Genomic DNA, 26,351 nt, shown 5'->3' on the forward strand with positions numbered 1-26,351 from the left:
AGCACCGCCACCAGTGGCATCGGCAGTTTGTCCACTGGTTTGAGCACGGCAACCAGCAGCATCGGCAGCCTGTCCACGGGCCTGAGCACGACCAACAGCAGCATCGACAGTCTGTCTACTTCGACCTCCACCGGCCTGAGCACGACAAACAGCAGTGTTGCGAGCTTGTCGACTTCGACTTCTACTGGTCTCAGCACTGCCACCAGCAACATCGGCAGTCTGTCCACGGGCCTAAGCACGACCAACAGCAGCATCTACAGCCTGTCTACTTCGACTTCCACCGGCTTGAGCACGGCCGTAAGCAACATCAACAGCCTCTCCACCGGCCTAAGTACGACGAACAGCAGCGCTGCGAGCCTGTCGACTTCGACCTCGACTGGCCTCAGCACAGCCACCAGCAATATCGGCAGCCTATCCACGGGCCTGAGCACGACCAACAGCAGCATCGACAGCTTGTCTACATCGACCTCTACCGGTCTGAGCACAGCCAACAGCGGCATCAGCAGCTTGTCTACTGGCTTGAGCACCGCGACGAGCGGCATCGGTAGCCTGTCTACCAGCCTGAGCACGACGAACAGCAGCGTTGCGAGCCTGTCAACGTTGACCTCGACCGGCCTCAGCACAGCGACCAGCAGCCTCGGTAGCCTGTCCACGGGCTTGAGCACGACCAACAGCAGCGTTGCCAGCCTGTCGACCTCCACCTCCACCGGCCTGAGTACCGCCACCAGTGGCATCGGCAGTTTGTCCACTGGTTTGAGCACGGCAACAAGCAACATCAGCAGCCTGTCCACGAGCCTGAGTACGACGAACAGCAGCATCGACAGCCTGTCTACATCAACCTCCACCGGCCTGAGCACCGCCACCAGTGGCATCGGCAGTTTGTCCACTGGTTTGAGCACTGCAACCAGCAGCATCGGCAGTCTGTCCACGGGCTTGAGCACGACCAACAGCAGCGTCGACAGCCTGTCTACATCGACCTCCACTGGACTGAGCACCGCCACCAGCGGCATCAGCAGCTTGTCCACTGGCTTGAGCACTGCGACGAGCAGCATCGGTAGCCTGTCTACCAGCCTGAGCACGACAAACAGCAGCGTTGCGAGCCTGTCGACTTCGACCTCGACTGGCCTCAGCACAGCGACCAGCGGCATCGGCAGTCTGTCCACGGGCCTGAGCACGACGAGCAGCAGCATCGACAGCCTGTCTACATCTACCTCCACCGGACTGAGCACGGCCACCAGCGGCATCAGCAGCTTGTCCACCGGCTTGAGCACCGCAACGAGCAATATCGACAGCCTCTCGACTTCCACCTCCACCGGTCTGAGCACCGCCACGAGCAGCATCGGCAGCCTGTCCACGGGCCTGAGCACGGCCGCGAGCAACATCGACAGCCTGTCCACGGGTTTGAGCACCACAAACAGCAGCGTTGCCAGCCTGTCAACCTCCACCTCCACCGGTCTGAGCACCGCCACAAGCGGCATCGGCAGCTTGTCTACTGGCTTGAGCACGGCGACCAGCAGCATTACCAGCCTGTCCACCGCCCTCAGCACCACCAACGGCAACGTCACCAGCCTGAGCACATCGGTCAACACCATCTACAACACCGGCACCAAGTACTTCCACGCCAACTCGACAGCGGCCGACGCCGTTGCCAGCGGCCAGGACGCTGTGGCCATCGGGCCGAAGTCGGTGGCCAGCGGTGCCAACTCCTTCGCCGCCGGCAACGGTGCGAAGGCGACGGCCGACGGTGCCATCGCCATCGGCTTCGGTGCCCAGGCGAACGGCCCCAACGCCATCGCCGTCGGCGCGAATGCGCTCGCGAACGACTCGCAGGCCTTTGGCGACAGCGCCCGCGCCGGCAACGGCGGTGCGGCCTTCGGCAACAACGCCGATGCGGGCGGCACCGACCGGAGCCAGGCAAAGAACGTGTCGAAGGGCACGGCCATCGGCTTCGGTGCGGTGGTGCAGCAAAGCGGCGGCGTGGCACTGGGTTCGGGCTCCGTGGCTTCGCGCGCGGCAGGCGTGGCCGGCTACGTGCCGGGCAGCGCTACAGCCGACCAGCAGGCGGCCATTGCAGCGACCACCAGCACGCAGGCTGCGGTATCGGTGGGCGATGCGGCCAACGGCCAGTACCGCCAGATCACGGGCGTGGCGGCAGGCTCGGCCGACGGCGACGCGATCAACCTGGCGCAGCTGAAGGCGGCGTCCACAGCCTCGAAGGCCAGCAGCGCGCAGTACGCGATCAACCCCGACGGCTCGATCAACTACAACCAGATCACGCTGGGCGCGGGCCAGGCACCGGGCGGCACGCGCATCAGCAACGTGGCGCCGGGCGTTGCACCGACCGACGCAGTCAACATGAGCCAGCTGACGGGCGTGCAGGGCCAGCTGCAAGGCCAGATCGGCATCACACAGCGCATTGCCTACTCGGGCGTGGCGATGGCCACGGCCATGAGCACCCTGCCCCAGGCCATGACGCCGGGCAAGAACCTGATGTCGGTGGGGGTGGGCAACTATTCAGGCTACGGCGCCATCGCCGTCGGCTACTCCGCACGCTCGAACGACGGCAAGTGGATCTACAAGGTCAACGGCGGCTACAGCGGCACGAGGTTCAACATCGGCGTCGGCGTGGGCTACGAATTCGAGTAGCGACGCGACACCGCCGACACGAGGCGCCCTCCTTCCCGCAACGCCTGAAAATTCCTACGCGGCGCAACGGATTGCGGCTGACGCAATCCGCAAGCGCCAAGAGGGACCATCAGTCACCACTTTTACAGGTGATTTGCATGAGCCTCAGGGACATTCGCGAACGCTATGGCGTGAGCTTCGAAAGAGGAAACCGCGTGATGTGCGGCGGCCGGTTCGGCACGGTTGCCGGCGCGACCGATTCGCACATCCGGGTCAAGTTCGACGGGCGCCAGATCAGCAGCCCGTGCGATCCGCTCGAAGTGCAAGCAGCACCACGCGCTACCCGGTTGACTCCCGGTTCAACCGCTTCAATTCCGAACGCCCCATCGGCGTGATGCGCAAGACGATCGCGGGCTTGTTGTCCGCCGCGTCTTCCGTGGCCGGCGGAAGCACCGCCTCGATCAGTTCGGCCGCGGCCAGCACCGCCACGTTGTGAATGTCGGTCGTGTCGGTCACGGCCAAGGGAAACGATGCGTTCTCGATGCGCCTGAGAAAGTCCATCGGCATCAGGTGATCCTTCGTAGTTCAGAGCAGTCCGGCCAGCGGTCCAAGTAAATACCCGCGCGCCCGCCCATGTGCTCGGGGCTTTCCCTTGGCGGGGCGCCCCATCGGACGCATTCCGGCGCGCATGGGGCTGCTGTCCTACGCCCGCCGCGTCCGAAAGGCGTATCACCGCGCCATGGATGCCGGAAGGTGCCGCTTTCCAGCGAAATGACTCCACGGGGATGGCTCGCGCACGGCGAGATCGATGTTCACTCGTCCCCAAAAAAGAACGGAAAAAGGAAAATGGGGAAACGGGTTTTTCACTCGGCCACTGTCACCTTGAAACTGCCGAGCGACATGAGTTCCAACGACGAAATCGCAGCCCTGCGAGCCGCCGGAATTCCTGTCGATACGCAGTGCATCGCGGAGTCGGGCTTTCTCTTCGTGCGGGCCAGCAGGGACGGCAGGTCGAACTTCTTCCGCTGGTTCGCCAACGGCATCGCGGGAAGCCGCTCGCTGGGCGCGGCCAAGCCTGCCCTGCGCCTTCGTTCCGCGGACGAGCCGGGGCCATCAGGCGACTGGACGCCGTGAGACGGTGGTGACCGGCGAAGCTTTTTACGCTCCAGCCGGGCCACCCGTCTTCAAGACAAGGTGCGGACGTAAAAAACCGCCCAGGGCATGCGCCGCAATGCGTCGGCCAACGGAACCTCGCCGCCATCGATCGGCAGCGATTCCCCCGTCAGCAGCTCCTCGAACACCACCGCGCGAACATCCTGGGGCAGGCGCAGCGTCGTGCCACGCCAGCTTGCCCCATCGGGCAGCGCCGCGACCGCGCCACCTTCCGCTCCCTGCGGTGAAAGCCCGACGAACAACCGGCCCGCCACCACCACGAGCATCTGACTCTCGTGCCTGCGCGCAAAGGCCACGACGTGCTTCGCAGCAGGCCCTTCGACCACCAGCGGCTCGTAGCTGCCGTCGCGAAACAGCAGGGGCTGCTCGCGCCGCAACGACAGCAGGCGCCAGATGAACCAGAGCTTGGCGCTGCCATCGTGCGGCGCCTCGACCATCGACCGCACCCGCTCGGCAAGGCCAGGCGCCCCAGCCATCGCCTGCAACGCGGCCAGCTGCTGCTGGCGCAGGCCGTAGTCCACCGGGCGCCGGTTGTCCGGGTCGACCAGGCTCAGTTCGATGAGCTCGCTGCCCTGGTAGAGATCGGGCACGCCGGGCGAGGCGTATTTCAGCAGCGTGAGCGTCAGGCTGTTCCAGGCACCGAACCAGGCCAGCCTGTCGGCCAGCCGCTGGATGTCCGAAAGACAGGTGCCCCTGCCCTCTTCCACCCCGGCCAGAACATCGCGCACGAAACTCTCCAGTGCGGCTTCGTAGTCGGTGTCGGGATGCGACCAGCGCGTGCGCAGCTTGGCCTCGCGCGCGGCCTTCTGCATGTACTGCCAGATGCGGTCGGCATAGGCCGGCGCGGTGCCGGCGTCGAGCCCGCCCAGCGGCAGGCTGCCCAGCAGGGTCTGGTACAGCAGGTATTCGTCGGTGCGCGACGGCGCCTCGCCGCCCGGCAGCTTCTTGCGCGTGCCACGGCACAGGCCGTGCCAGCGCGTCAGCGCCTCCATCCACTCCTTGGGAATTTCGGAGAGCACGTCGATCCGGTTGCGCACGTCTTCCGAGCGCTTGTTGTCGTGCGTCGAGGTGGCGAGCATGGTGTGCGGCCAGCGCAGCGCGCGGTCGGCACTGAGCGCGTGAAACTGCCCGACCCCGATGCCGAACAGGTCGGGCTCGCCGCCCACCTCGTTGAGTGCGCTGAGCGGAAAGTAGCGGTAGAACGCCGTGTCTTCCACGCCCTTGGCCGCCACCGGCGCGCTGAACTGCTGGAAGCGCAACGCGAAGCGGCGCACCCGCTCGGCCAGTGCCGGCGAGGCCGAGGCCACGGCCTCCCCGCGCAGCGCGCTGCGCACGAAACCGAAAATCGACCGGTCGGCATCGGCGCTCTGCCGCGCGGCTTCGTCGGCGGCCTCGTCGATGAAGCGTGCGTCCTGCGGCGAAGGCGCATCGACGATGTAGGTGCGGTACACGGGCATGCACGCGGCCACGCCGGCCAGCGCCCGGCGCAGCGCGTTGAGCGTGTAGTCGCGCGTGCTGCGGTCGGCCCGGGCAATGCGCAGCAACTCGGTGGACAGCACGTTCAGCTCGGACGACAGCGCGGTGCGCATCACGTCGCGCCGGCCCGCGCGCGCCACCTCGGCAAAGTCGTGCACCTCGCCGGTGAAGCGCTGCCAGGCATGCACGATGTCCGCCTCGGCCGTGGTGTCGACGAGCACGCCGTTGGCCACGTTGGCAAACCGGTAGCCGGTGGTGCCGTGCACGTGCCAGCTCTCAGGCACTTCCTCGTGCGCACCGGCGATCTTCTCGGCCACCACGTACAGCGGCCGCGCGGGGCGGCCGTTCGCGTCCGGCGCGGGCAGCACCAGCCCGGCGCGCGCTGCGTAGCCTTCCTGCAGCTTGCGGAAGTAGCCGGCCGGGTCGTAGAGGCCGTCGGGGTGGTCGATGCGCAGGCCGTCTACCACGCCCGCCGCGGCAAGGTCCAGCGCAAAAGCCTGCGTGGCCTCGAACACTTCGTCGCGCTCGATGCGCACGGCCGCAAGGTCGTTGATGTCGAAGAAGCGGCGGTAGTTGATCTCGTCCGCCGCCACGCGCCAGTGCGCGAGCCTGAAGGCCTGCACTTCGATCAGCCGGTGCAGCGCGTCGCGGGCTTCGGGCGACACCAGGTTCAGCTCCGCCACCGACGCCATGAGCGCTTGCGCGACGGAGGCGTGTCGTTGGGCCAGCTGTGCGAGCCGGGCCTTGAGCAGCTCCTTGTCGCGCACGCGCTCCGCAAGCTCCCGGGGAGACGCCGTGCCCCGCCCCGGCAGGTGGCCGAAAGCGGTGGCCAGGCTCGCCAGCCCAGCGGAGGCTTCCGCATCGCCCATCCGCTCCAGCGCCCGCGCGAGCACCACGGGATAGCTTTCGGGCGCGAGCGGAAAGCGATGGTCGAAATAGCGGATGGCAAAGCTGCCGGTCTCGCTTTCGAAGTGCAGCATCAGCTCGCCGTTTTCCAGCGCCTCGCCGTAGTGCACGCCCAGCACGGGCAGCAGCACCTTGCCTGTCAGCTCGACGTTGAGCGGCTGCCAGTCGATGTCGAAGTGCTGCGCGAACAGCGAGGCGGGGCCGTTCTCCAGCACGTCCATCCACCAGGCGTTGTCGGCGCCGAACACGCCCATGTGGTTGGGCACCATGTCCAGCAACTGGCCCAGGCCGTGGGCCTTCAGCGCGGCGACGAAGCGCGCAAAGCCTTCTTCGCCGCCCAGCTCGGGGTTGATCTGCGCATGCGCCACCACGTCGTAGCCGTGCATGCTGCCCGCGCGGGCGCGCTGAATCGGCGAGCAGTACACATGGCTCACGCCCAGTTGCGCCAGGTAGGGCAGCACGCGAATCGCATCGTCGAAGCCGAAGTCCTTGTGAAACTGCAGCCGGTAGGTGGCGCGCGGCACGCGGGTGTGCAGGTCCGCGGGCGCAGCGGTGCTTTCCGCGGATTCGGCAACGCGGTGCGGCCGGGCCGCGCGCAGCGCTTCCCCCAGGCCATGCATGCGTTCGCCATCGGCCAGCGCCGCCACGGTCAGCGGCAGCTTGCGCCGCCAGTTCGGGTGCTCGTCCACCGTGCCGGGCATGTTGGCCTGCGCCACCACGCCGGCCACGTCTTCCAGCTGGACCATCATCAGCGCTGACGGCGCAGCGGCCAGGAAGGCGTGCACCGCCTCCACGACGCGGGCCGACGGCAGGGCCAGGCCCGCGGCCTGCGCCACCTCTTCGCGCGACAGCAGGCCGGCCTGCTGCATGGCCTGCATCAGCTCGATGCGCTCCTGCACGCGGTCCATCAGCTGCTTGTCGAAGATGGCCGGGTCGGGGAACAGGCCCAGCGCCAAGCGCTCGCGAAGGTCGTTGGCGGTCCACCAGCCCGCGAAAGTTGCCAGGTCGTGCGTGCTGATGGCCACCAGCGCGGCGGGCGGGTACGCCTCGGGCGGCTTGAATCCGCCGCCGGGCTGTTTCTCGAAATACAGCAGGCGGTAAGACAGCACATCGGCCTTTGCCAGCGCGTCGCGCACCGCGTCTTCGACCGTGCCCAGGTCTTCGCCCACCACCATGCAGCGGTGCCGGTGGCTTTCGATCGCCACGATGGCGAGCATCTCGTCGAGAGGGTAGTAGACGTAGGCGCCGTCTTTCGCACCGTGGCCCTGCGGAATCCAGAACAGGCGCATCAACCCCATCACATGGTCGATGCGCAACGCACCCGCGCCGCGCATGCTGGCGCGCAGCGTATCGATGAAGAAGCGGTAGCCGTCCGCGCGCAGGCGGTCGGGCCGCAGCGGCGGCAGGCCCCAGCGCTGGCCGGCGGGGTTGAACTCGTCCGGCGGTGCGCCGACGCTGGCGCCATCCGCAAAGCCCTGCTGCAACGACCACGCATCGGAGCCGGCGCGGTCGACCGACACCGCCAGGTCCACGTACAGGCCCACGCCCATGCCCAGCGCCTCGCAGCGCGCGGCGGCATGCGCCAGTTGACGCATGGCCAGCCACTGCAGGTACTGGTGGAACAGCACGCGCTGCGCATGCGCTATCGCGAATGCGGTCACTTCGGCCGAGTCGGGGTCGCGGTAGGGGTTGGGCCACGCATGCCAGTCCCATGCACCGCCTTCGGTGGCCAGGAAGTGTGCTAGCAGCGCCTCGAAAACGGCATGCTGCCGCAAGGCTTCGCCGCGCTCCGCGACGAAGGCCATGAACGCCCTGCCCGCTTCGTCGGGCGCGCCTTCCGCAGGCAGGTGCTGCGCGCAGAAATGTTCGAACAGCAATTCGAGCACTTCGAATTTCGCTGCCGCAACACCGGCGTAATCCACCAGCGGCGTGGCCCGCAAGGCCGCGAGCCGCGCCTGGAAACCGGGCGAATGCACGCGCTCGCGGGCCGCGGTGCAAGCCGCGAAACCTTCGACCGCCTCCACGTCGATGTAGAGCACGTCGAGCTGCTGGCGGGACGACGGGCTGTACGGGCTGGTGTGCAATGGCGTGCTGGCGAACAGCGCATGCAGCGGGTTCAGGCCGATGATGTCCGCGCCCTGCGCCGCCATGCGCACAGCCAACTCTTCAAGATCGCTGAAGTCGCCGATGCCCCAGTTGCGCGGCGAGCGCAGGCTGTACAGCTGCACCGCCGTGCCCCAGACGCGGCCGCCATCGCGCACGGCGGGCGGCCGGTAGCAACGGCCGTGCGAGGCAATGACCAGCGTTTCGCCGCGCAGGCCTTCGACGCGCAAGCGGTGGTAGCCGGCTTCGAGCGCCAACGGCATCGGCAAGACGCGCTCGCACAGCACGACGCCGTCTGTTTCACGGCGATCCGTCTCAGGCAGCGAACCGGCGTCGACTTCCCCGCCCTGCTCCCGCCCCTGCTCGTCGCTGAGCCGCCAGCGAATCCGGTGCATCGACGGTGGCAACCGCAACGGCAGCGACCACGCGGCATTCGATGCCTGCACGACGTGCACCGGCGGCAGCGCCTCGGCCCAGCGCGCGCGGCGTGCCGCTTCGAGCGCGGGGCCGACATCGGTCAGGTGCTGGAGCTGAACGCCGAACTCGGCCAGCAGCGCGATCAGGCTCCGCGCCGACGCTTCGCGCCGTGCGCCAAACGCATCGAAGTACCCCGTGGCAATGCCGAAGTGCTCGCACAGCCGGGCCAGGTCGCCGGTGACGGGGCCATGGTCATCCACCATGCAGCGCCTCCAGCGTCACGCGCACCGCACCGCGCGCCAGGCGCAGGCTGCCAACGTGTTCGCTCGCCCCGTCGCTGTAGACAAGTTCGCCGGGCGGCAATGCAATGCCCTCCGCCGGCTGCGCTCCGAAATACGCGAGCATGTGCAGCCGCGGCGCCAATGCACCGTCACCTTCGCCTTCTTTCGATGGACCTAGATCCCATTGCACCTGGAGCATGTCGTTGTCGCAGCGGTAGATGCCCGCGCCGGCCATGCCGGCCAGATGCGGGACGATGAAACGGTGGCGCAGCGACAGCAGTTGCTGCACCTCGCAGAGCCTTGAAAAGTGCGCGCGCGTGCCACGCTCGCGCCAGCGCAGCTTCGACGCCAGGAAGGTCGCCTCGGCATTCGGATCGGGAATGCGCGCGCGGGCGGCTTCGTCGGCAAACGCCGCAAAGCCGCCGAACTCCGAGCGCCGCCCTTCCGACACCGCCGCCGCCAGCTCCGGCCCGAAGTCGCAGAAATACTGGAAAGGCGTGGAAGCCGCGAACTCGTCGCCCATGAACAGCATCGGCACGTGCGGCGACAGCAGCAGGCAGGCCATGGCCGCGCGCACCAGCAACGGATCGCCCAGCGGATGGATGCGCTCGCCAAAAGCACGGTTGCCGACCTGGTCGTGGGTCTGCAGGAACGACACGAAAGCTGGCGGCGGCAGCCGCGTGCTGGGCTCGCCGCGCCGCTCGCCATGGCGGAACGGCGATGGCTGCCCCTGGTAGATGAAGCCTTCGGCCAATGCCAGCGCGAAGCGGCGCACCGGGTCGTCGGCATAGTCGGCGTAGTAGCCGTCGCGTTCGCCGGTGGCCAGCACGTGCACCGCGTGGTGCAGGTCGTCGTTCCACTGCGCCGTGCCCGCCACGGGCAGGCCCTTGCCGTCGCGCATCAGCATCGAGGCCTGGTTGGTGTCGTTCTCCAGCACCAGGTGCACATGGCGTTCGCGCGCCGGGCCGGCGTCGAGCGCCTCGCGGATCTCGCGCACGATGTGCGGCTGCGTCTCGTCGTGAATGGCGTGGATGGCGTCCATGCGCAGGCCGTCGAAACGAAATTCCTCCATCCAGTAGAGCGCGTTGTGAACGAAGAAATCGCGCACCGTGCGCGAACCCGGCCCATCGAAGTTGATGGCCGAGCCCCATGGCGTGCGGTGCCCGGCGTTGAAGAACTCGGGGCAGTACGCGTGCAGGTAGTTGCCCTCCGGGCCGAAGTGGTTGTAGACCACGTCGAGCAGCACCATCAAGCCGAGCGAATGCGCGGTGTTCACCAGCGCCTTCAGCGCGTCGGGCGTGCCGTACGAGGCATCGGGCGCGAACTGCAGCACGCCGTCGTAACCCCAGTTGCGCTGTCCCGGAAAATCCGCGAGTGGCATGAGCTCGATGGCGGTCACGCCCAGCTCGGCCAGCGCGGCCAGCCTTTCGCGCGCGGCATTGAAGCTCCCTTCCTCGGTGAAGGCGCCCACATGCAGTTCGTACACCACGGCTTCTTCCCATGGGCGGCCGCGCCATGCGTCGTCGGTCCATTCGAAGCGCCGGGGGTCCATCACCACGCTCGGCCCGTGCACGTCGCCGGGGTTGAAGCGCGAGGCCGGGTCGGGCACGCGCGTGCCATCGGACAGGCGGTAGCTGTAGCTGTCGCCATGCGCGGCCTCGGGTACGGTCAGCCGGTGCCAGCCCTGCGCATCGCGGGGCATCGGCAGCGATGCGGGCTCGCTGCCCACCGCGCGGTGTTCGAGCACGATGGTTTCAGCCGACGGCGCCCAGAGCGCGAATTCCACGCCCTGCCCGCCTTGCGCCAGCACGGTGGCGCCGAACGGCATGCGATGCGAGCGGGCCGTCATGGCCGCACGTCCGGCCGGCTCAGCACCACGAGCGAGCGGCATTGCAGCGGGTAGCTGCTCTCGGTCCATGCGGGCGCCAGCGCGGCCGCGTCTTCGGCGGCGTGCGGCGGCGTGCTGCTGGCGGTGTCGACCAGCAGGCGCCACGCGCCATGCGGCATCGGCGGCAGCGTGAAGGCGATCTCGTCGTGGTGGGCATTCAGCAGCACCAAAAAATCGTCGTCGTGCTGCACCTCGCCGCGCGAGCCATGGTCGGCAATACCGCCGCCGGGGATGTACATGGCGATGCAGCGCGCGTTGCTGTCGTTCCAGTCTTCGGGCTGCATTTCGGCACCGTCGGGCTTGAGCCAGTACACGTCGGTCACGGTTTCGCCTTCGGCCGGCTTGCCCGCGAAGAAGGTGCGGCGCCGGAACGACGGATGGGCCCGGCGCAGCGCGATCATGCGGCCGACGAAGGTTGCGAGTGCCAGCCGCTCGGGCGTGGGCGTCCAGTCGAGCCAGCCGAGTTCGTTGTCCTGGCAATAGACGTTGTTGTTGCCCTGCTGCGTGTGGCCGCGCTCGTCGCCGGCCAGCAGCATCGGCACGCCCTGCGAGAGCAGCAGAGTGGCCAGCAGGTTGCGCTTCTGGCGCTCGCGCAGGGTGACCACCTCGGGGTCGTCGGTCGGCCCCTCGACGCCACAGTTCCACGACACGTTGTGGCTGTTGCCGTCGCGGTTGTCCTCGCCGTTGGCTTCGTTGTGCTTGTCGTTGTAAGACACCAGGTCGTGCAGCGTGAAGCCGTCGTGCGCGGTCACGAAGTTGATGCTGGCGCTGGGCCGCTTGCCCGACCAGCCGTACAGGTCTTCGGAGCCGGTCACGCGCTTGGCCACCTCGCCGATGAGCCCGCCGTCGCCCTTCCAGAAGCCGCGCAGGCCGTCGCGGTACTGGTCGTTCCACTCGGCCCAGCCCAGCGGGAAATTGCCGACCTGGTAGCCGCCGTGGCCCAGATCCCAGGGCTCGGCGATGAGCTTCACGCGGTTGAGTGTCGGGTCTTGCCGGATCGCATCGAAGAAGCCGCCCAGGTTCTCGACCTTGCCGGCCTCGCGTGCCAGCGCAGAGGCCAGGTCGAAGCGAAAGCCGTCGACGTGCATTTCCTCGGCCCAGTAGCGCAGCGAGTCCATCACCAGTTGCAGCGCATGCGGATGCTCCAGGTTCACGGTGTTGCCGCACCCCGTGAAGTCGTCGTAGTAGCGGCGGTTCTCGGCGTTGGCGATGTAGTACGAGGCGTTGTCCACGCCGCGCATCGACAGCGTGGGCCCGAGCTGGTTGCCTTCGCAGGTATGGTTGTAGACCACGTCGAGAATCACCTCGATGCCGGCGGCGTGCAGCGTCTTGACCATGGTCTTGAACTCCTTCACCTTGCCCGAGGCGCTGTAGCGCATTTCGGGGGCGAAGTAGGCCAGCGTGTTGTAGCCCCAGTAGTTCTGCAGGCCCTTCTCGGCCAGGTGCCGGTCGTTCAGGAAGCTGTGCACGGGCAGCAGCTCGACCGTGGTCACGCCCAGGCGCTTGAGGTAGTCGACCACCGGCGCGCAGCCCAGCGCCGCATAGGTGCCGCGCAGGCCGGGCGGCACGTCGGGGTGCGTCATGGTGAAGCCGCGCACGTGCATCTCGTAGATCACCATGTCCTGCCACGGCACCGAGGGGCGGCGGTCGTCGCCCCAGGTGAAGGCGGTTTCGAGCACGCGGCCCTTGGGCATCAGCGGCGCGCTGTCGCGGCGGTCGAACGACAGGTCTTCGCGCTTGCTGCCGACCGTGTAGCCGTAGAGCGCGTCGCCCCAGCGCAGATCGCCCACCAGGTCCTTGGCGTACGGATCGACCAGCAGCTTGTGGGCATTGAAGCGGTGCCCCTCTTCGGGCTTGTAGGGGCCGTGCACGCGGTAGCCGTAGGCCTGGCCGGGGCGCGCCTCGGGCAGGTAGCAATGCCACACGCCGTCGGTGCGCTCGCGCAGCGCAATGCGCTGCAACTCGTGGCGGCCGCGCTCGTCGAACAGGCACAGCTCCACCTTGTCGGCGTGCTGCGAGAAAAGCGCGAAGTTGACGCCCGCGCCATCCCACGTGGCACCGCGCGGGTAAGGCCGGCCGGGCCAGACGGCGGTAATGGACGGATTGGTTTTCTGTTGTGTCATTCAGGTGCAGTTCAGCGGGGAGGACGGTCGTTGTCGAATCGCGTGGGGTGCGGTGGCGTGCCCACGGTGGTCACGCCGGGTGGCTGCGGTTGTGCCGGAGGCATTGCCCTTCCATCCTTGAGCTGACGGGGCCACCAGCGCTCGATCTGGGCCTTGGCCCAGTCCTTGCCGGCCAGCCCGAATGCCAGGGCCAACGCAAAAACCACGCCCGCCAGGATCACCAGGAAGCTTTCGCGCACGATGTCGCCGCCCACCTTGATCTGGTCGAGCGCAATCAGGATCACGAAGGCCATGACCGCGTACTGCGCGACCTTGCCGAAGAGCGCCGCGTCCTGCATCTTCACGCCACGGAAATAGCTGCCCACCGCCTCGCCCACGAAGCGCGCGAAGTACGAGCCGAAGGCCAGCACCAGCAGCGCCACGAACACGTTCGGCACAAACCACACGATGCGCCCCAGCAGGTCGGCGATGTAGCTCAGCCCCATGCCGTTGAAGGCAATGAGCAGCGAAGCCAGGATCACCAGCCAGTAGGTAAGGATGCCGAACAGGCTGCTGGTGTCGCCCGCCAGCCCGCCCTGGCGCAAGAAGTTGTCCAGCCCCGCGCGCTCGGTCAGCACGTTGAAGTTGATGGCGCGCAAGGCCTTGGTCACCGCGAAGCGCGCTGCCTTCGCGATGAGCCAGCCGACGACGACCACCACCACCCCGATCAACAGGCGCGGGATGAAAGCGCCGACCTGGTAGAGGATGGCGCGCAGCGGCTCCAGGTGAATGCCGAAATTTTCCATGGTGTTGTCTTCCAGTGAGGTTGCAGCGATAGCGGCTTGGGCGGCGTTTGACGACGTTGGCGTGAGAGCGTCAGGCGCGGCGCGGCTGGATCAGCGCGAGCACGCCATGCAGCGGCACCTGCGCCCAGTCGATGCGGTTGTTGAGCTCGTAGCGCAGCTCATACAGCGCCTTCTCAAGCTCGAACAGGGCAAGCAGCTCGGTATCGACGGCGGCCCCGTAGCCGCCCAGGAAGGCCTCGCGCGTGGCCTGCTCCCAGGCAATGGCCGGCGCGGCCAGCCGCTCGGCTTCGTCGGGGCTCTGCGCCACGCGGCGCAATGCCGACCAGCGGGCGTAGTTGAACGAACGCAGCATGCCCGCCACGTCGCGCAGCGGCGAGCTCTTGGTGCGGCGCTCCTCGAAGCCGCGCGCGGGCTCGCCTTCAAAGTCGATGATGACGAAGTCGTTGTCCTTCACCAGCACCTGGCCCAGGTGAAAGTCGCCGTGGTAGCGCGTCTTGATGCCGCTGCCTTCGGCCGGCCGGCGCGCCTCGATGCCGGCCTGCAGCGTGGCGGCCGCGTCGAGCAGCGTGCGGGCATCGGCCTGCACCGCGGGCGGCAACAGTTCGAAGCGCTCGCGCAGCAGCGCCAGCGTGGCCGTGGCGTCGTTGGCGGCGTGCGTCTTGAAGCCGGCAAAGTCGGCGGCGGCCAACGGTTCGGGGTCGAAGGCCGCGGCACCGGTGCGCGTGGCAAGCGCCTGGTGCAGCTCGGCCGTGCGCCGGCCCAGCGTGGCCATGAGCGCCAGGAAGCCGCCATGCACAGCCGACACCTCGGGGCCGTCGAAGGCGGTGCCGTCGGTGGTGGCCACGTCGCGCAGAAAGCGCTCCAGGTAGCCTAGCGTGTAGTCCCAGCCATCGCCCTGGTTGGCCATGTAGCTTTGCACCATGGCCAGCGTCATGGTGCGGCCGTCGTGGGTCATGTACTCCAGCGCGCCGAGCACCGGCACGCAATGCGGGTAGCGCGCCACCTCGGTCAGGAAGCGACCCATCTCCAGCTCGGGGTTGATGCCCTCGCGCACGTGGCGGTAGCCCTTGAGGAACAGGGTTTCGTTCAGCGTGACCACGGTGTTGCTGCTCACGCCGCTGGGCCGACCGACCAGCAAGGCATCGATGTCGAGCGCCATGCCCGCAAAGGCGGCCGTGGGCCTGAAGACCAGCTTGCCGTTGGCCGTGGGCAGCTCGGCGCCATTGCCGATGGCGCGCACCAGCTCGCGGCAGAAGGCCTCGTCGTAGAAGGCGTCGCCCATCAACCCGACCTGCGCCTGCTGCCGCACCTTGGCGAGCGCGGCCTGGGCCACGCCGGCCATGCGCTCTTCGTCGCGCTCTTCCCAGGCCAGCGCGAGCGGCATGAAGTACGTGGCGCCGGCGGGTGCGCCGTCCAGGTCGAGGTCGAGCACCGGCAGCAGCCAGCTCTGGCCGTTGGCCTCCCACACGGCGTGGTCGACCAGTCTTGCTCTTTTGATGGCCGTGCCCTTGGAGGCATACCAGCGCTGGATCTCGATGTGGCGTGGCAGCGTTTCCAGCTCGAACTGGTTGCGCATGCGCTCTGACATGCCGATGCGCCACGGCATCACGCGGTCGCGGAAAAAGCTGGTCCAGCCATCGAACAGCACCAGCGTGGGCCACTCCTGCAGCGCCACGCCCTGCTCGTGCCAGCTGGGCGCATCGGCCTCGGCCGTGAGCTTGAACCAGTAGAAGCCGTACGAGGCCAGCGTGAGCAGGTACGGCAGCTCGCCGATGGGCGGAAACGGCGCGCGGCCGAGCATCTCGATGGGCACGAAGCCCTTGAACTCCGACAGGTCGAGCTCCACCGGCTGCGCGGCACGCGAGAGGTTGAACACCGCGAGGATCACGTCGCCGTCGTGCTCGCTCAGGTACGCCAGGATCTTGCGGTTGCCCGGCTTCAGAAAGCGCCGCTTGCCGCGTCCGAAGGCATGGCTGGTCTTGCGCACGGCGAGCATGCGCTTGGTCCAGTTCAGCAACGAGCTGCTGTCGCGTGCCTGCGTCTCGACGTTCAGTGCCTCGTAGCCGAACATCGCATCCATGATGGGCTGCAGGTACAGGCGCTGCGGGTCGGCGCGCGAAAAGCCGGCGTTGCGGTCGGGGCTCCACTGCATGGGCGTGCGCACGCCGTTGCGGTCGCCCACGAACACGTTGTCGCCCATGCCGATCTCGTCGCCGTAATAGATGATGGGCGAGCCCGGCATCGACAGCAGCATGCCGTTCATGAGCTTCACGCGATCAAGGTCGTTTTCCATCAGCGGCGCCAGGCGCCGGCGAATGCCCAGGTTGATGCGCGCGCGCATGTCGGCGGCATACATGGTGTACATGTAGTCGCGCTCCTTGCTGGTGACCATCTCGAGCGTGAGCTCGTCGTGGTTGCGCAAGAAAATCGCCCACTGGCAGCCCTCTGGAATGTCGGGCGTCTGCGCCATGATTTCCACGATGGGGTGCCGGTCTTCCTGCGCGATGGCCATGTACATGCGCGGCATCAGCGGGAAGTGATACGCCATGTGGCACTCGTCGCCATCGCCGAAATATTCGCGCACGTCTTCAGGCCACATGTTGGCCTCGGCCAGCAGGAAGCGGTTCTTGTACTGCGCGTCGATGGCGGCGCGCAGCTGCTTGATCACCGCATGGGTCTCGGGCAGGTTCTCGTTGCTGGTGCCGTCGCGCTCCACCAGGTAGGGAATGGCGTCGAGGCGAAAGCCGTCCACGCCCATGTCGAGCCAGAACCTCATGGTCTTCAGAATGGCTTCCATGACCTTCGGGTTGTCGAAGTTCAGGTCGGGCTGGTGGCTGAAGAAGCGGTGCCAGAAGTACTGCTTGGCCACCGGGTCCCAGGTCCAGTTCGAGGTCTCGGTGTCGGTGAAGATGATGCGCGTGCCCTGGTAGAGCTGGTCGGTGTCGCTCCACACGTAGAAGTCGCGCTCGGGCGAGCCGGGCGGCGCCAGCCGCGCGGCCTTGAACCACGGGTGTTCGTTCGAGGTGTGGTTGATGACCAGCTCGGTAATCACGCGCAGGCCGCGCTTGTGCGCTTCGGCCAGCATCTCGCGGAAGTCGTCGAGCGTGCCGTACTGCGGGTGCACGTCTTCGTACTCGGAGATGTCGTAGCCGTCGTCGCGCAACGGCGACGGATAGAACGGCATCAGCCAGATGGTGTTGACGCCCAGCTCCTTCACGTAGTCGAGCTTCGCGGTCACGCCCTGGAAGTCGCCCATGCCGTCGTTGTTGGAGTCGAAGAAGGCTTTCACGTTGAGCTGGTAGATCACCGCGTCGCGGTACCACAGCGGATCGTCGCTGTTGTCGATCTCGACGGTTTCAAGCGCGATGTGGGAAACGGGTGCATTCATGGGCGGAAGACCTTCTCAGAGGAAGTAGTCGAAGTCGCGCTCGTCGCCATGCCGGCGACGGACCACGAAGATGTGCGCGGGCACGCTGTGGGGGTCGAGCCGCACGTAGTGCCAGTCGCCCTGCCAGGTGAAGCGCTGGCCGCTCAGCAGGTCATGCATCTGGAATGCGCGGCCGTCCTTCACCCCGATGCTCGTGGGCTCCAGGCCCAGCCAGCCCGACTGCGGCGTGTGCGGGTCGAGGTTGACCACGGTGACGATCACGTTCTGGCCGTCCGGCGATTCCTTGGCATAGGCCAGCAGTTGGTCGTTGTCGATGTGCAGGAAGCGCAGGCCCCTGTCCCACTGCAGCGCGGGGTTCTCGTGGCGGATGCGGTTCACGCGGGCGATGAACGGGGCCAGGCTCGCGGGGTCGTCGTGGTTCCAGTGGCGCAGCTGGTACTTTTCGGAGTCGAGGTATTCCTCGCTGCCCGCCCCGCGCGGCAGGTGCTCGCGCAGTTCGTAGGCCGGCCCGTAGATGCCGTAGTTGGCGGCCAGCGTGGCGGCCAGCACCAGCCGCGCCATGTACACGGCGGGCTCGCCGGTCTGCAACTGCTCGTGCAGGATGTCGGGCGTGTTGGGCCAGGCGTTGGGGCGGAAGTAGTCGATGCCGGGCCCGCTGGAAAGCTCGGTGAAATATTCCTCCAGCTCGGCCTTGGTGTTGCGCCAGGTGAAGTAGGTGTACGACTGCGAGAAGCCCAGCTTGGCAAGCCGGTGCATCACCTTCGGCCGCGTGAAGGCTTCGGCCAGGAAGATCGCGTCGGGGTGCTCGCGCTTCACTTCGCCAATGGCCCACTCCCAGAACGGAAAGGCCTTGGTGTGCGGGTTGTCGACGCGGAAGATGCGCACGCCCTCCCCGATCCAGTGGTCGAACACACTCTTGAGCTCCGCCCAGAGGCCGCGCCAGTCGTCGCACTCGAAGTTGAAGGGGTAGATGTCCTGGTACTTCTTGGGCGGGTTCTCGGCGTACTGCACGGTGCCGTCGGGGCGCCAGCGGAACCAGTCGGGATGCGCCTTCACATACGGGTGGTCGGGTGCGCATTGGAAGGCGATGTCGAGCGCTATTTCCAGGCCGTGCGCGGCGGCGCTGGCCACCAGGTGGCGAAAGTCTTCCTCGGTGCCGAGCGCCGGAAGAATCGACTTGTGGCCGCCTTCTGCCGCGCCGATGGCCCACGGGCTGCCCACGTCTTCGGGCCCGGCCTGCAGCGCGTTGTTCGGCCCCTTGCGCTGCATGCGGCCCACGGGGTGAATCGGCGGAAAGTAAAGCACGTCGAAGCCCATGGCGGCGATGGCCGGCAGGCGCGCCTCCACGTCCTTGAAGGTGCCGTGCACGCCGGGCTCGGCACCGGCCGAACGCGGAAAAAGCTCGTACCAGGTGCTGAAGCGCGCGCGCTCGCGGTCGGCCACCAGCGGCAGCTCGATGGGGTGGCGCACCGCATGCCGGCGGTCGGGATGGCGTCGCGCCAGTCCGGCGTACTCGTCGTCGAGCGCCAGCGCCTTCAGCGACGTGACGTCGGCCGCCGGCGTGGCCGCCGTGGCGTCGAGCTCCGTGGCCCAGCGCTGCAGCGCGGTGCGGTCGGTTCCCTCGGCGCGCGCGGCGGCGGCGGCAATTTCGAGCGCGCCGACCTGCGCGGCAATGCGCACGTCGTCGGGGTCGACACGGCGCGTCATCTCGCTGCGCCACGATTCGAAAGGGTCGACCCAAGCCTCCACGGTATAGACGTAGCGGCCCAGCGACGGTGGCGCGAATGCGGCCTCCCACACGTCGTTGCCCAGCGGCTTCATCGGCACTTCGCGGAAAGCCGCTTGCTCATGGGCGCGCCAGCACAGTTGCACGCGCAGCACGTCGTGCCCATCGGTGAAGCAATGGGCCCGCACCGCCACGCGTTCGCCGGCCACGCACTTCACGGGAAAGCGGCCGTTGTCCACGCACGGGAGCACCGCGTCGATGACCGCGCGGACGGCGCCGTTGCCGGCTTCGATGCCGGGCCCGGCCGTGGCCCCGGAGGGCGTTGTCTTCGTCGAGAAAATGTTCTTCATCAGGGACGGTGCTCCAGGATCAGCGTGGACAGCGGGGGCAAGGTGATGCACACCGATTGCCTGTGTCCGTGGGAACGCACGGGCGCCGCTTCGACGCCCCCGAAATTGCCCCAGCCCGCGCCGCCGAACTCCGCGGCGTCGGTGTTGATCAGCTCGCGCCAGTGGCCGGCCAGCGGCACGCCCACCAGGTAGTTGGTGCGCGGCACCGGGGTCATGTTGCTCACCACGAGCAGCGGCGGACTGCCATCGGCGGCCTTGCGCAGGAACGCGAACACGCTGGTGTCGGCCTCGTCGGCCGCGACCCATTCGAACCCCGAGGACGAAAAGTCGAGCTGATGCAATGCGGGCGCACCGCGGTAGACGCGGTTGAGCTGGGCCACCAGGCGCTGCAGCCCGCCATGGCCTTCCTGCTCGCACACCCACCACTCGAGCTCGCCGTCGTGCGTCCACTCGCGGCGCTGGCCGAACTCGCCGCCCATGAACAGCAGCTTCTTGCCCGGGTGCGCCCACATGAAGCCGTACAGCGCCCGCAGGTTGGCGAACTGCTGCCATGCATCGCCCGGCATCTTGTTGATGAGCGAGCCCTTGCCGTGCACCACTTCGTCGTGCGAAAGCGGCAACACGAAGTTCTCGTGGAAGGCATACACCAGCGAGAAGGTCAGCTTGTGGTGGTGGTGCTTGCGATTGACCGGGTCTTCCTTCATGTAGGCCAGCGTGTCGTGCATCCAGCCCATGTTCCATTTCTCGCCGAAGCCCAGGCCGTCCATGTCGGTGGGCCGCGACACGCGCGGCCATGCGGTCGATTCCTCGGCCACGGTGACGGTGTCGGGGTGCTCGCGGTACACGGCGCGGTTCAGCGTCTGCAGGAAATCGATGGCTTCCAGGTTCTCGCGGCCGCCATGCCGGTTGGGAATCCACTCGCCGTGCTTGCGCGCGTAGTCCAGGTAGAGCATCGACGCGACCGCGTCCACGCGCAGGCCGTCCAGGTGGTAGAGGTCGAGCCAGAACAGGCCCGACGACACCAGGAAGCTGCGCACCTCGGGCCGGCCGTAGTTGAAGATGCTGGAACTCCACTCGGGGTGAAAGCCCTGGCGCGGATCGGCATGCTCGTACAGGTGCGTGCCGTCGAAATAGCCCAGCCCGTGCTCGTCGGTCGGAAAGTGCGAAGGCACCCAGTCGAGCAGCACGCCGATGCCCTGCTGGTGCAGGTGGTCGACGAGGTACATGAAGTCTTGCGGCGAGCCGAAGCGCGAGGTGGGCGCGAAGTAGCCGGTGGTCTGGTAGCCCCACGAGCCATAGAACGGATGCTCGGTCACGGGCATCAGCTCCACGTGCGTGAAGCCCATCTCTTTCACGTATGCCGCGAGCTGGCGCGCGATGTCGCGGTAGCCCATGAACTGGCCGTCGCGGCGCCGCCACGAACCCAGGTGCACCTCGTAGACCGACTGCGGCGCATCGAGTGCGTTGCGCGGGCCGCGTGTGGCCATCCATTCGGCATCGCCCCATTCGTACGAGAGTTCGCAGATGCGCGAGGCCGTGGCGGGCGGCGGCTCGGCACTGAACGCGACCGGGTCGGCCTTGTCGACCGTGTAGCCGCCGTGGTGCGAGCGAATGCGGTACTTGTAGGCCTGGCCCAGCGCGGCTTGCGGCGCATGACCTTGCCAGATGCCCGTGCCATCGGGGCTGGGCGAAAGCGGATCGGCTTCGCCCGACCAGTAGTTCCACTCGCCGACCACCGACACCGATTCGGCATTCGGCGCCCATACCGCAAAGCGGGCACCGCCTTCGGGGTGCGGATGGCAACCCAGCACGTCGTGCAGGCGGGAATGGGTTCCTTCCCGGAACAGATAAGCGTCTCGCTCGCTCTGGAGTGAATGGTTCAACGGCACCGGCGCTCCTTGAGTTTTTGAAGGCCAGCGAAACGGTTGTTCAAGGAACGACTTCGGACTTCACATGGCCTGCCTTCAATCTGCAAGGCCGCGCCGAGCCGCGGCTACGGCCTGTGCCGACGGGGCGTGTCGGAGAGCTGCCCGTATCGCCCGTATCGCCCGGTTCAAGCGTTCATCGCATCGGCAGTGGCGTCGGCGTGCTGCGATGGCGGCGAGCTGCTCCGGTGAACCCAAAAGTCTTCATGCGTCAGCGTGACCGGCGCGCGGGGACTGGCCCTGTACCGCGCAATGGCGGCAGGCGCGATCACGCCGAAGTGCCTTTTACAGGCGTCCAGCAACTGGTGGCCCACCTCGCGCGCGCCGAATTCGTCGTGCAGGGTTTCCTCGGAAATCTGCGCCACGATGCGCGCCCCTTCGGGCCCGTCGGGGTAGACGGCGAACCGCACCGTCGCAGTATCGAAACAATAGATGCCCTCGAATTCCATGCCTGTCTCCTTGTCCTTTCGTTGCTGCGTGTCGGGACGATGTGGGTGCTCTCTGTGCGCTTTGCTGGTGTTTTGCGCGGGAGAAATTCAGCGCGCTCCCAAGCCTTCCTGGCGATGGATTTGTGCGCAAATTCAGGCAGGAACTTGCCTACATTTCCTACAAGCCGGCAAGAAAAACGCCGCTCGCCCACACGGTCGCGCCGGCAACTTTCAACCGCGCACGGTGCCGTCCCACGCCCCGGGCAAGCGCCGACGGCGAGGCTGGCGTAATGCCCGACGCAAGCCCCCACAAAAAAGCGCACCGAAGAACAAGCACTCTCAAGGCCGTCGGCTGGACTTTCGTGCTGACCGTTGCAGCCACGGTACTGGTCCTGAACCTCGGCAGCGCGGAGAAAAAGATCGACGAGCAGGTGCAGCACAGCTATGCGTTGCACGACGCGCAGTACCAACGCACGCTGGGCGTGATGCTCGGCCCGCCCATCACCGATGGCAACCGCTTCGAGGCGCTGTACAACGGCGACCGCATCTTCGCGCCGATGCTCGCTGCGATTCGCGCCGCGAAACAGAGCATCACGTTCGAAACCTATATTTACTGGTCGGGCGACATCGGCCGCGCGTTCGCGGATGCGCTGTCGGAGCGCGCGCGGGCCGGGGTCAAGGTGCACGTGCTGCTCGACTGGGTCGGCAGCGCCAAGGTCGATGGCGACTTCATCAAGGAGATGGAGGCCGCGGGCGTGCAGATCCGCAAGTTCCACAAGCCGACCTGGTACGACATCGCCCGCATGAACAACCGCACCCACCGCAAGCTGCTGGTGGCCGACGGGCGCATCGGGTTCACCGGCGGCGTGGGCATCGCGCCCGAGTGGACCGGCAACGCGCAAGACCCGGACCATTGGCGCGACTCGCACTACAAGGTCGAAGGCCCGGTGGTGGCGCAGATGCAGGCGGTGTTCATGGACAACTGGACCAAGGTGTCGGGCGACGTGCTGCACGGCGAGCGCTACTTTCCGGCGCTGCATGCGGTGGGCAATGGCCGCGCCCAGGTGTTCAGCAGCTCGCCATCGGGCGGCAGCGAAAGCATGCACCTGATGTACCTGCTCTCGATTGCCGCGGCCACCAGGACCATCGACCTGTCGAGCGCGTACTTCGTGCCCGACGACCTGACCGTGGGCGCGCTGGTGGCGGCCATGCAGCGCGGCGTGCGGCTGCGCATCATCACGCCGGGGCCGATCATCGATTCGCAGACGGTGCGGGGCGCCTCGCGCGCCGGCTGGGGGCCGCTGCTGGAAGCCGGCGCGCAGATCAGCGAATACCAGCCGACGATGTTCCACTGCAAGGTGTTCGTGGTCGATGGCTTGCTGGTGTCGGTGGGCTCGACCAACTTCGACAACCGATCGTTCCGCCTGAACGACGAGGCCAACCTGAACATCTACGACGAGGCTTTCGCCGCCGCGGAAACGCTGCAGTTCGAGGCCGACCTGAAGCAGTCGAAGCGCGTCACGCTCGAAGCCTGGAAGAACCGCCCCCTTCACGAGAAGGCGATGGAACACCTGGCTTCGGCCCTGTCGCTTCAGCTCTGAAGCTGAAGCGACAGGTTGCGCGTCGCTCTCGTCGTCAGTCGCGCGCCTTGGCGGCGCGTGCGGCGTTGCGCAGGTCGCGAATCTGGTCGTGGTTGCGTTGCGCGCCCTGGGCCTGCACCTGCAGGATCTGGCGCACGCCCACGGGCAGTTGCTGCTTCAGTGCCTTGCGGTAGCGGGCCACGGCCGCGTCTTCCCCGCGCTCGCATTCCTCGAGGATCGACAGCTCGCTGTTGGCACCCAGCGCGCCCTTCACGTGGACCCAGCCGCGGTGCATGGCGCCGGTGGCGGTTCCGCCTTCCGCCGGCTTGCCGCCGTAGGTGATGACGAGTTCGACCAGCTGGCTCGCGGCCGCCTGGCATTGCGCCGCGCGCGACGCGAAGACTTCCTTCAAACGGCTGGTTTCCACTTCTTCCGCGCAGACGCGAAAGCCGTATTCGCCGTCGCGGGTGTTCTCGAGCAGGTCGTTCAGCACGTCGACCACATCGTCGTTCGACAAGGCATCGCCCTGGGGAATGGCCGTGTCTTCCTCGCGGAAATAGAGACGCTCGGCGCGCTCCCATGCGGCATGCGAGGCCGGACGCGCGCGTTCCCAGTCGAGCGACGAGGTGCCCCGGCGCGCTTCCCATTCGCGCGCCAGCGAAGGCTCCACGGCGGCGAATTCGTCCATGGCCGAACTGCGGCTCGACCAGCCGAGTTCGTAGGCGGGGCCGTAGTCGTCGTAGCTGCGGCCAGCTTCGTAGTAGGGCTCGCGCTCATAGGCGCCTTGCCAATAGGTGTGCTCGGCGGTCGGGTTGATGCGCTCGGCCACGGCCTTGCCGCCGAGTCCGCCGACGACGGCACCGAGCACGAGGCCGGCCGCCGCACCGACCGGGCCGCCGACAGCGCCCACCGCGGCGCCTGCTACAGCGCCGCCTGTGGCGCCGACGCCGGTGCCCACTGGGTGAGCGCCGGGCGCGCCGGTGATGGGATCGCGGTTGAGATCGTCGGATGCATGAATGGGGTTGATGGGGTTGTTGGGGTTCTGGTCTTTCGCCATGAGGGTTCCTTGAAGAAAAGGTTGAAGTGGAATGAACAGACTTCATCCTCGCGGCCGTGGCGCAAGCGCCGCCGTGGGGCTTGGGCGCGGGCGCCTGTAGGCGCAGTCGGGCCTGTTGCACATGATTGCGGTGGGCTGCGGCCGCATCTCATACGATGCACATCAGTGACCGCCCTCTCCCACTCTTCATGACGACCCTAGCCGCCGCTTCGCTCGCGCTGATCGACACCTGCTCCCAGGCTTCGCTCGCACTGCTGGAAAGCAACCTGACGCCGCACGGCATCCTGGCCGCGAGCCGCACCGAAGCGGCCGTGGCACGGCGCTACACGCGCATCTTCGGACGCGACGCCGCCATCTGCGTGATGGCCATGTGCGGCAGCGGCGTGCCCGCGCTGGAACAGGGCGCTGTCGCCAGCCTCGATGCGCTGGCGGCGCAGCAGGCGCCCAACGGACAGATTCCCAAGTACGTCGACCCCGAGGGACAGGACGCGGACTTCTGGTACCTGGGCTGCATCGACGCCACCCTGTGGTGGCTGATTGCGGTGGACCACGTGCGCCGCCACGGCAACGTGGGGCCGGCGCACTGGGAAGACGGCGTGGCCCGCGCAACCAGCTGGCTGCTGGCGCAGGAGCACCAGCACTTCCGGCTGCTGCAGCAGAACGAGGCCAGCGACTGGGCCGACATCATGCCCCGCTCGGGGTACGTGCTGTACAGCAACGCGCTCTGGTACGACGTGAAGCGCCGCTATGCGCTGGACCACGCCGAAGAAACGCAGCACCACTTCAACCACATGTTCAATCCGTTCCAGCGCGACCTGCCGGAATACCACCGCGCGCGGCTGCTGCGGCACTACGCGCGGCGCGGCCGGCGGGACCCGGGGCTGTACCTGAGCTTCGTCAACCTGGCGGTGGTCGGCGACGAGGGCGATGTGTTCGGCAACGTGCTGGCCATACAGGCCGGCCTGGCCGACACCGAGATGGCGAGCCGCATCGTGCAGACCATCGGCGAGGCGCGTGCGTCCACGCCCTACCCGGTGCGCGTGGTGCTGCACCCGCTGTCGCGCCAGCACGAGCTGTGGCGGCCCTACATGGCGCGCCATCAGCAGAACAGCGTGCACCAGTATCACAACGGCGGCATCTGGCCCTTTGTCGGCGGCTTCTGGGTGATGGCACTGGCCAGGCAGGGGCAGGACGCGCTGGCGTGGTCCGAGCTCGCGCGGCTGGCGCAGGTGAACGCGCTGGACGACTGGCGCTTCACCGAGTGGTTTCACGGCCGGACGCTGGCACCGATGGGAATGGCCGGGCAGAGCTGGAACGCCGCAACCTTCCTGCTGGCCAGGCGGGCGCTGCTGCGCGAAGGCGCGGTGTACTGAATGAGCGTGAATTGATGTCCCGGCGTGTCACGGCGCGCCAGCCGATTCGGTACTTCCCCCGCGTGCTCCTCAGGTCGACGGGGCGACCCGGTTACGCGCGAGTTCCAGCAACGCGCACACCTCTTCGTCGCTGGTCTGCGAATAGTCTTCGTACCACTGGCTGACGGCACGAAAGCTCGACGGCGTTTTTACGCACACCACCTCGTCGGCCATGCCGCGCAAGGCCTCGCAAGGCGCTTGCGCGCCCACAGGCACCGCGACGACGATTCGGGTCGCCCCCTGGGCACGCAGCGCCTTCACGGCGGCCCGCATGGTCGAGCCCGTGGCCAGCCCGTCGTCGGCGACGATCACGGTGCGGCCGCACAAGGCCGGCAACGGGTGGCCACCGCCGCTGACGCCCACGCCGTACAGCCTTTCGCGCCTTTCCAGCTCCTGTTGCCCGGCATGCGTCGCGCGCTCGATGGCGGCATCGGACACGCCGAGCCGTTGCACGACTTCATCGTCGAGCACGCGAACGCCTCGGGCCAGTGCGCCCATGGCGTATTCCTCGTGTCCGGGAGCGCCGAGTTTTCGCACCACGAGAACGTCCAGCGGCACATGCAGCAGCAGCGCCACTTCATAGCCCACCGGCACGCCGCCACGCGGCAATGCAAGGACGGTGACCAGGCGCTGGCCGGCATACGCGGTCAGCAACCTGGCGAGTTCGCGGCCGGCGGCCCTGCGATCGTGGAACACATCGGAAGTCAT

General features: G+C 67.4%; 16 protein-coding genes. 4 read left to right on the plus strand and 12 right to left on the minus strand.

Annotated features, from left to right (window positions below; all coding sequences use genetic code 11):
• Nucleotides 1-254: 254 nt before the first annotated feature.
• On the minus strand, nt 255-1,520 hold the full coding sequence (locus DBV14_RS34140; protein ID WP_311732774.1) for a hypothetical protein: 1,266 nt from the start codon (nt 1,518-1,520) through the stop codon (nt 255-257).
• Between DBV14_RS34140 and DBV14_RS34145 the strand changes: the two genes are divergently transcribed.
• Nucleotides 1,498-2,646: a YadA-like family protein gene (locus DBV14_RS34145; protein ID WP_311732773.1), complete on the plus strand. Its 1,149-nt coding sequence runs from the start codon at nt 1,498-1,500 to the stop codon at nt 2,644-2,646. The two genes, DBV14_RS34140 and DBV14_RS34145, sit on opposite strands and share 23 nt — an antisense overlap.
• Before the next feature lie 318 nt (nt 2,647-2,964).
• Here the strand turns inward: DBV14_RS34145 and DBV14_RS10845 are convergent, their stop codons facing one another.
• Entirely contained in the window at nt 2,965-3,192 is a 228-nt protein-coding gene (locus tag DBV14_RS10845) for a hypothetical protein (RefSeq protein WP_124459190.1), read from the minus strand.
• 186 nt (nt 3,193-3,378) lie between these two features.
• Here DBV14_RS10845 and DBV14_RS33385 point away from each other — a divergent pair, with 186 nt between their 5' ends.
• Complete coding sequence (locus tag DBV14_RS33385) at nt 3,379-3,759, plus strand: hypothetical protein (protein ID WP_185545990.1); 381 nt, start codon at nt 3,379-3,381, stop codon at nt 3,757-3,759.
• 50 nt (nt 3,760-3,809) lie between these two features.
• On the opposite strand, the gene DBV14_RS10855 is transcribed toward DBV14_RS33385, so the two are convergent.
• From DBV14_RS10855 to DBV14_RS10890, 8 genes are all read right to left on the minus strand, one after another.
• Nucleotides 3,810-8,963 carry a malto-oligosyltrehalose synthase gene (locus DBV14_RS10855; protein WP_124459191.1) on the minus strand — a complete coding sequence of 1,718 codons (5,154 nt, stop codon included), beginning with the start codon at nt 8,961-8,963 and terminating at the stop codon, nt 3,810-3,812.
• Complete coding sequence (treZ, locus tag DBV14_RS10860; RefSeq protein WP_124459192.1) at nt 8,953-10,830, minus strand: malto-oligosyltrehalose trehalohydrolase; 1,878 nt, start codon at nt 10,828-10,830, stop codon at nt 8,953-8,955. The genes DBV14_RS10855 and treZ overlap by 11 nt, the downstream gene beginning before the upstream one ends.
• The gene (gene glgX, locus DBV14_RS10865; protein WP_124459193.1) at nt 10,827-12,992 is read right to left on the minus strand and encodes a glycogen debranching protein GlgX; all 2,166 of its coding nucleotides are present in this window, start codon (nt 12,990-12,992) and stop codon (nt 10,827-10,829) included. The genes treZ and glgX overlap by 4 nt, the downstream gene beginning before the upstream one ends.
• Nucleotides 12,993-13,003: 11 nt before the next feature.
• Nucleotides 13,004-13,777 (minus strand): hypothetical protein, encoded by a 774-nt coding sequence (locus tag DBV14_RS10870; RefSeq protein WP_124459194.1) that lies wholly within the window; start codon nt 13,775-13,777, stop codon nt 13,004-13,006.
• A 70-nt stretch (nt 13,778-13,847) separates the two neighbouring features.
• Nucleotides 13,848-17,165: a maltose alpha-D-glucosyltransferase gene (gene treS / locus DBV14_RS10875; protein ID WP_124459195.1), complete on the minus strand. Its 3,318-nt coding sequence runs from the start codon at nt 17,163-17,165 to the stop codon at nt 13,848-13,850.
• Nucleotides 17,166-17,180: 15 nt separating this feature from the next.
• Nucleotides 17,181-19,241 (minus strand): alpha-1,4-glucan--maltose-1-phosphate maltosyltransferase, encoded by a 2,061-nt coding sequence (locus DBV14_RS10880; protein WP_124459196.1) that lies wholly within the window; start codon nt 19,239-19,241, stop codon nt 17,181-17,183.
• Complete coding sequence (gene glgB, locus DBV14_RS10885) at nt 19,241-21,130, minus strand: 1,4-alpha-glucan branching protein GlgB (RefSeq protein WP_124459197.1); 1,890 nt, start codon at nt 21,128-21,130, stop codon at nt 19,241-19,243. The genes DBV14_RS10880 and glgB overlap by 1 nt, the downstream gene beginning before the upstream one ends.
• A gap of 164 nt (nt 21,131-21,294) precedes the next feature.
• Nucleotides 21,295-21,615, minus strand: a complete 321-nt coding sequence (locus DBV14_RS10890) for a hypothetical protein (RefSeq protein WP_124459198.1) — start codon at nt 21,613-21,615, stop codon at nt 21,295-21,297.
• A 269-nt stretch (nt 21,616-21,884) separates the two neighbouring features.
• Between DBV14_RS10890 and DBV14_RS10895 the strand changes: the two genes are divergently transcribed.
• Nucleotides 21,885-23,195 (plus strand): phosphatidylserine/phosphatidylglycerophosphate/cardiolipin synthase family protein, encoded by a 1,311-nt coding sequence (locus DBV14_RS10895; RefSeq protein ID WP_124459199.1) that lies wholly within the window; start codon nt 21,885-21,887, stop codon nt 23,193-23,195.
• Between the two features lie 34 nt (nt 23,196-23,229).
• On the opposite strand, the gene DBV14_RS10900 is transcribed toward DBV14_RS10895, so the two are convergent.
• Nucleotides 23,230-24,231: a PA2169 family four-helix-bundle protein gene (locus tag DBV14_RS10900; protein WP_185545991.1), complete on the minus strand. Its 1,002-nt coding sequence runs from the start codon at nt 24,229-24,231 to the stop codon at nt 23,230-23,232.
• A gap of 188 nt (nt 24,232-24,419) precedes the next feature.
• Between DBV14_RS10900 and DBV14_RS10905 the strand changes: the two genes are divergently transcribed.
• Nucleotides 24,420-25,604, plus strand: a complete 1,185-nt coding sequence (locus tag DBV14_RS10905; RefSeq protein ID WP_124459200.1) for an amylo-alpha-1,6-glucosidase — start codon at nt 24,420-24,422, stop codon at nt 25,602-25,604.
• A gap of 69 nt (nt 25,605-25,673) precedes the next feature.
• Here DBV14_RS10905 and DBV14_RS10910 read toward each other — a convergent pair whose 3' ends face one another.
• Nucleotides 25,674-26,351, minus strand: coding sequence for a phosphoribosyltransferase (locus DBV14_RS10910; RefSeq protein ID WP_124459201.1), 678 nt, complete (start codon nt 26,349-26,351; stop codon nt 25,674-25,676).

It is taken from the genome of Variovorax sp. KBW07, assembly GCF_003852515.1.
GTDB lineage: Bacteria > Pseudomonadota > Gammaproteobacteria > Burkholderiales > Burkholderiaceae_C > Variovorax.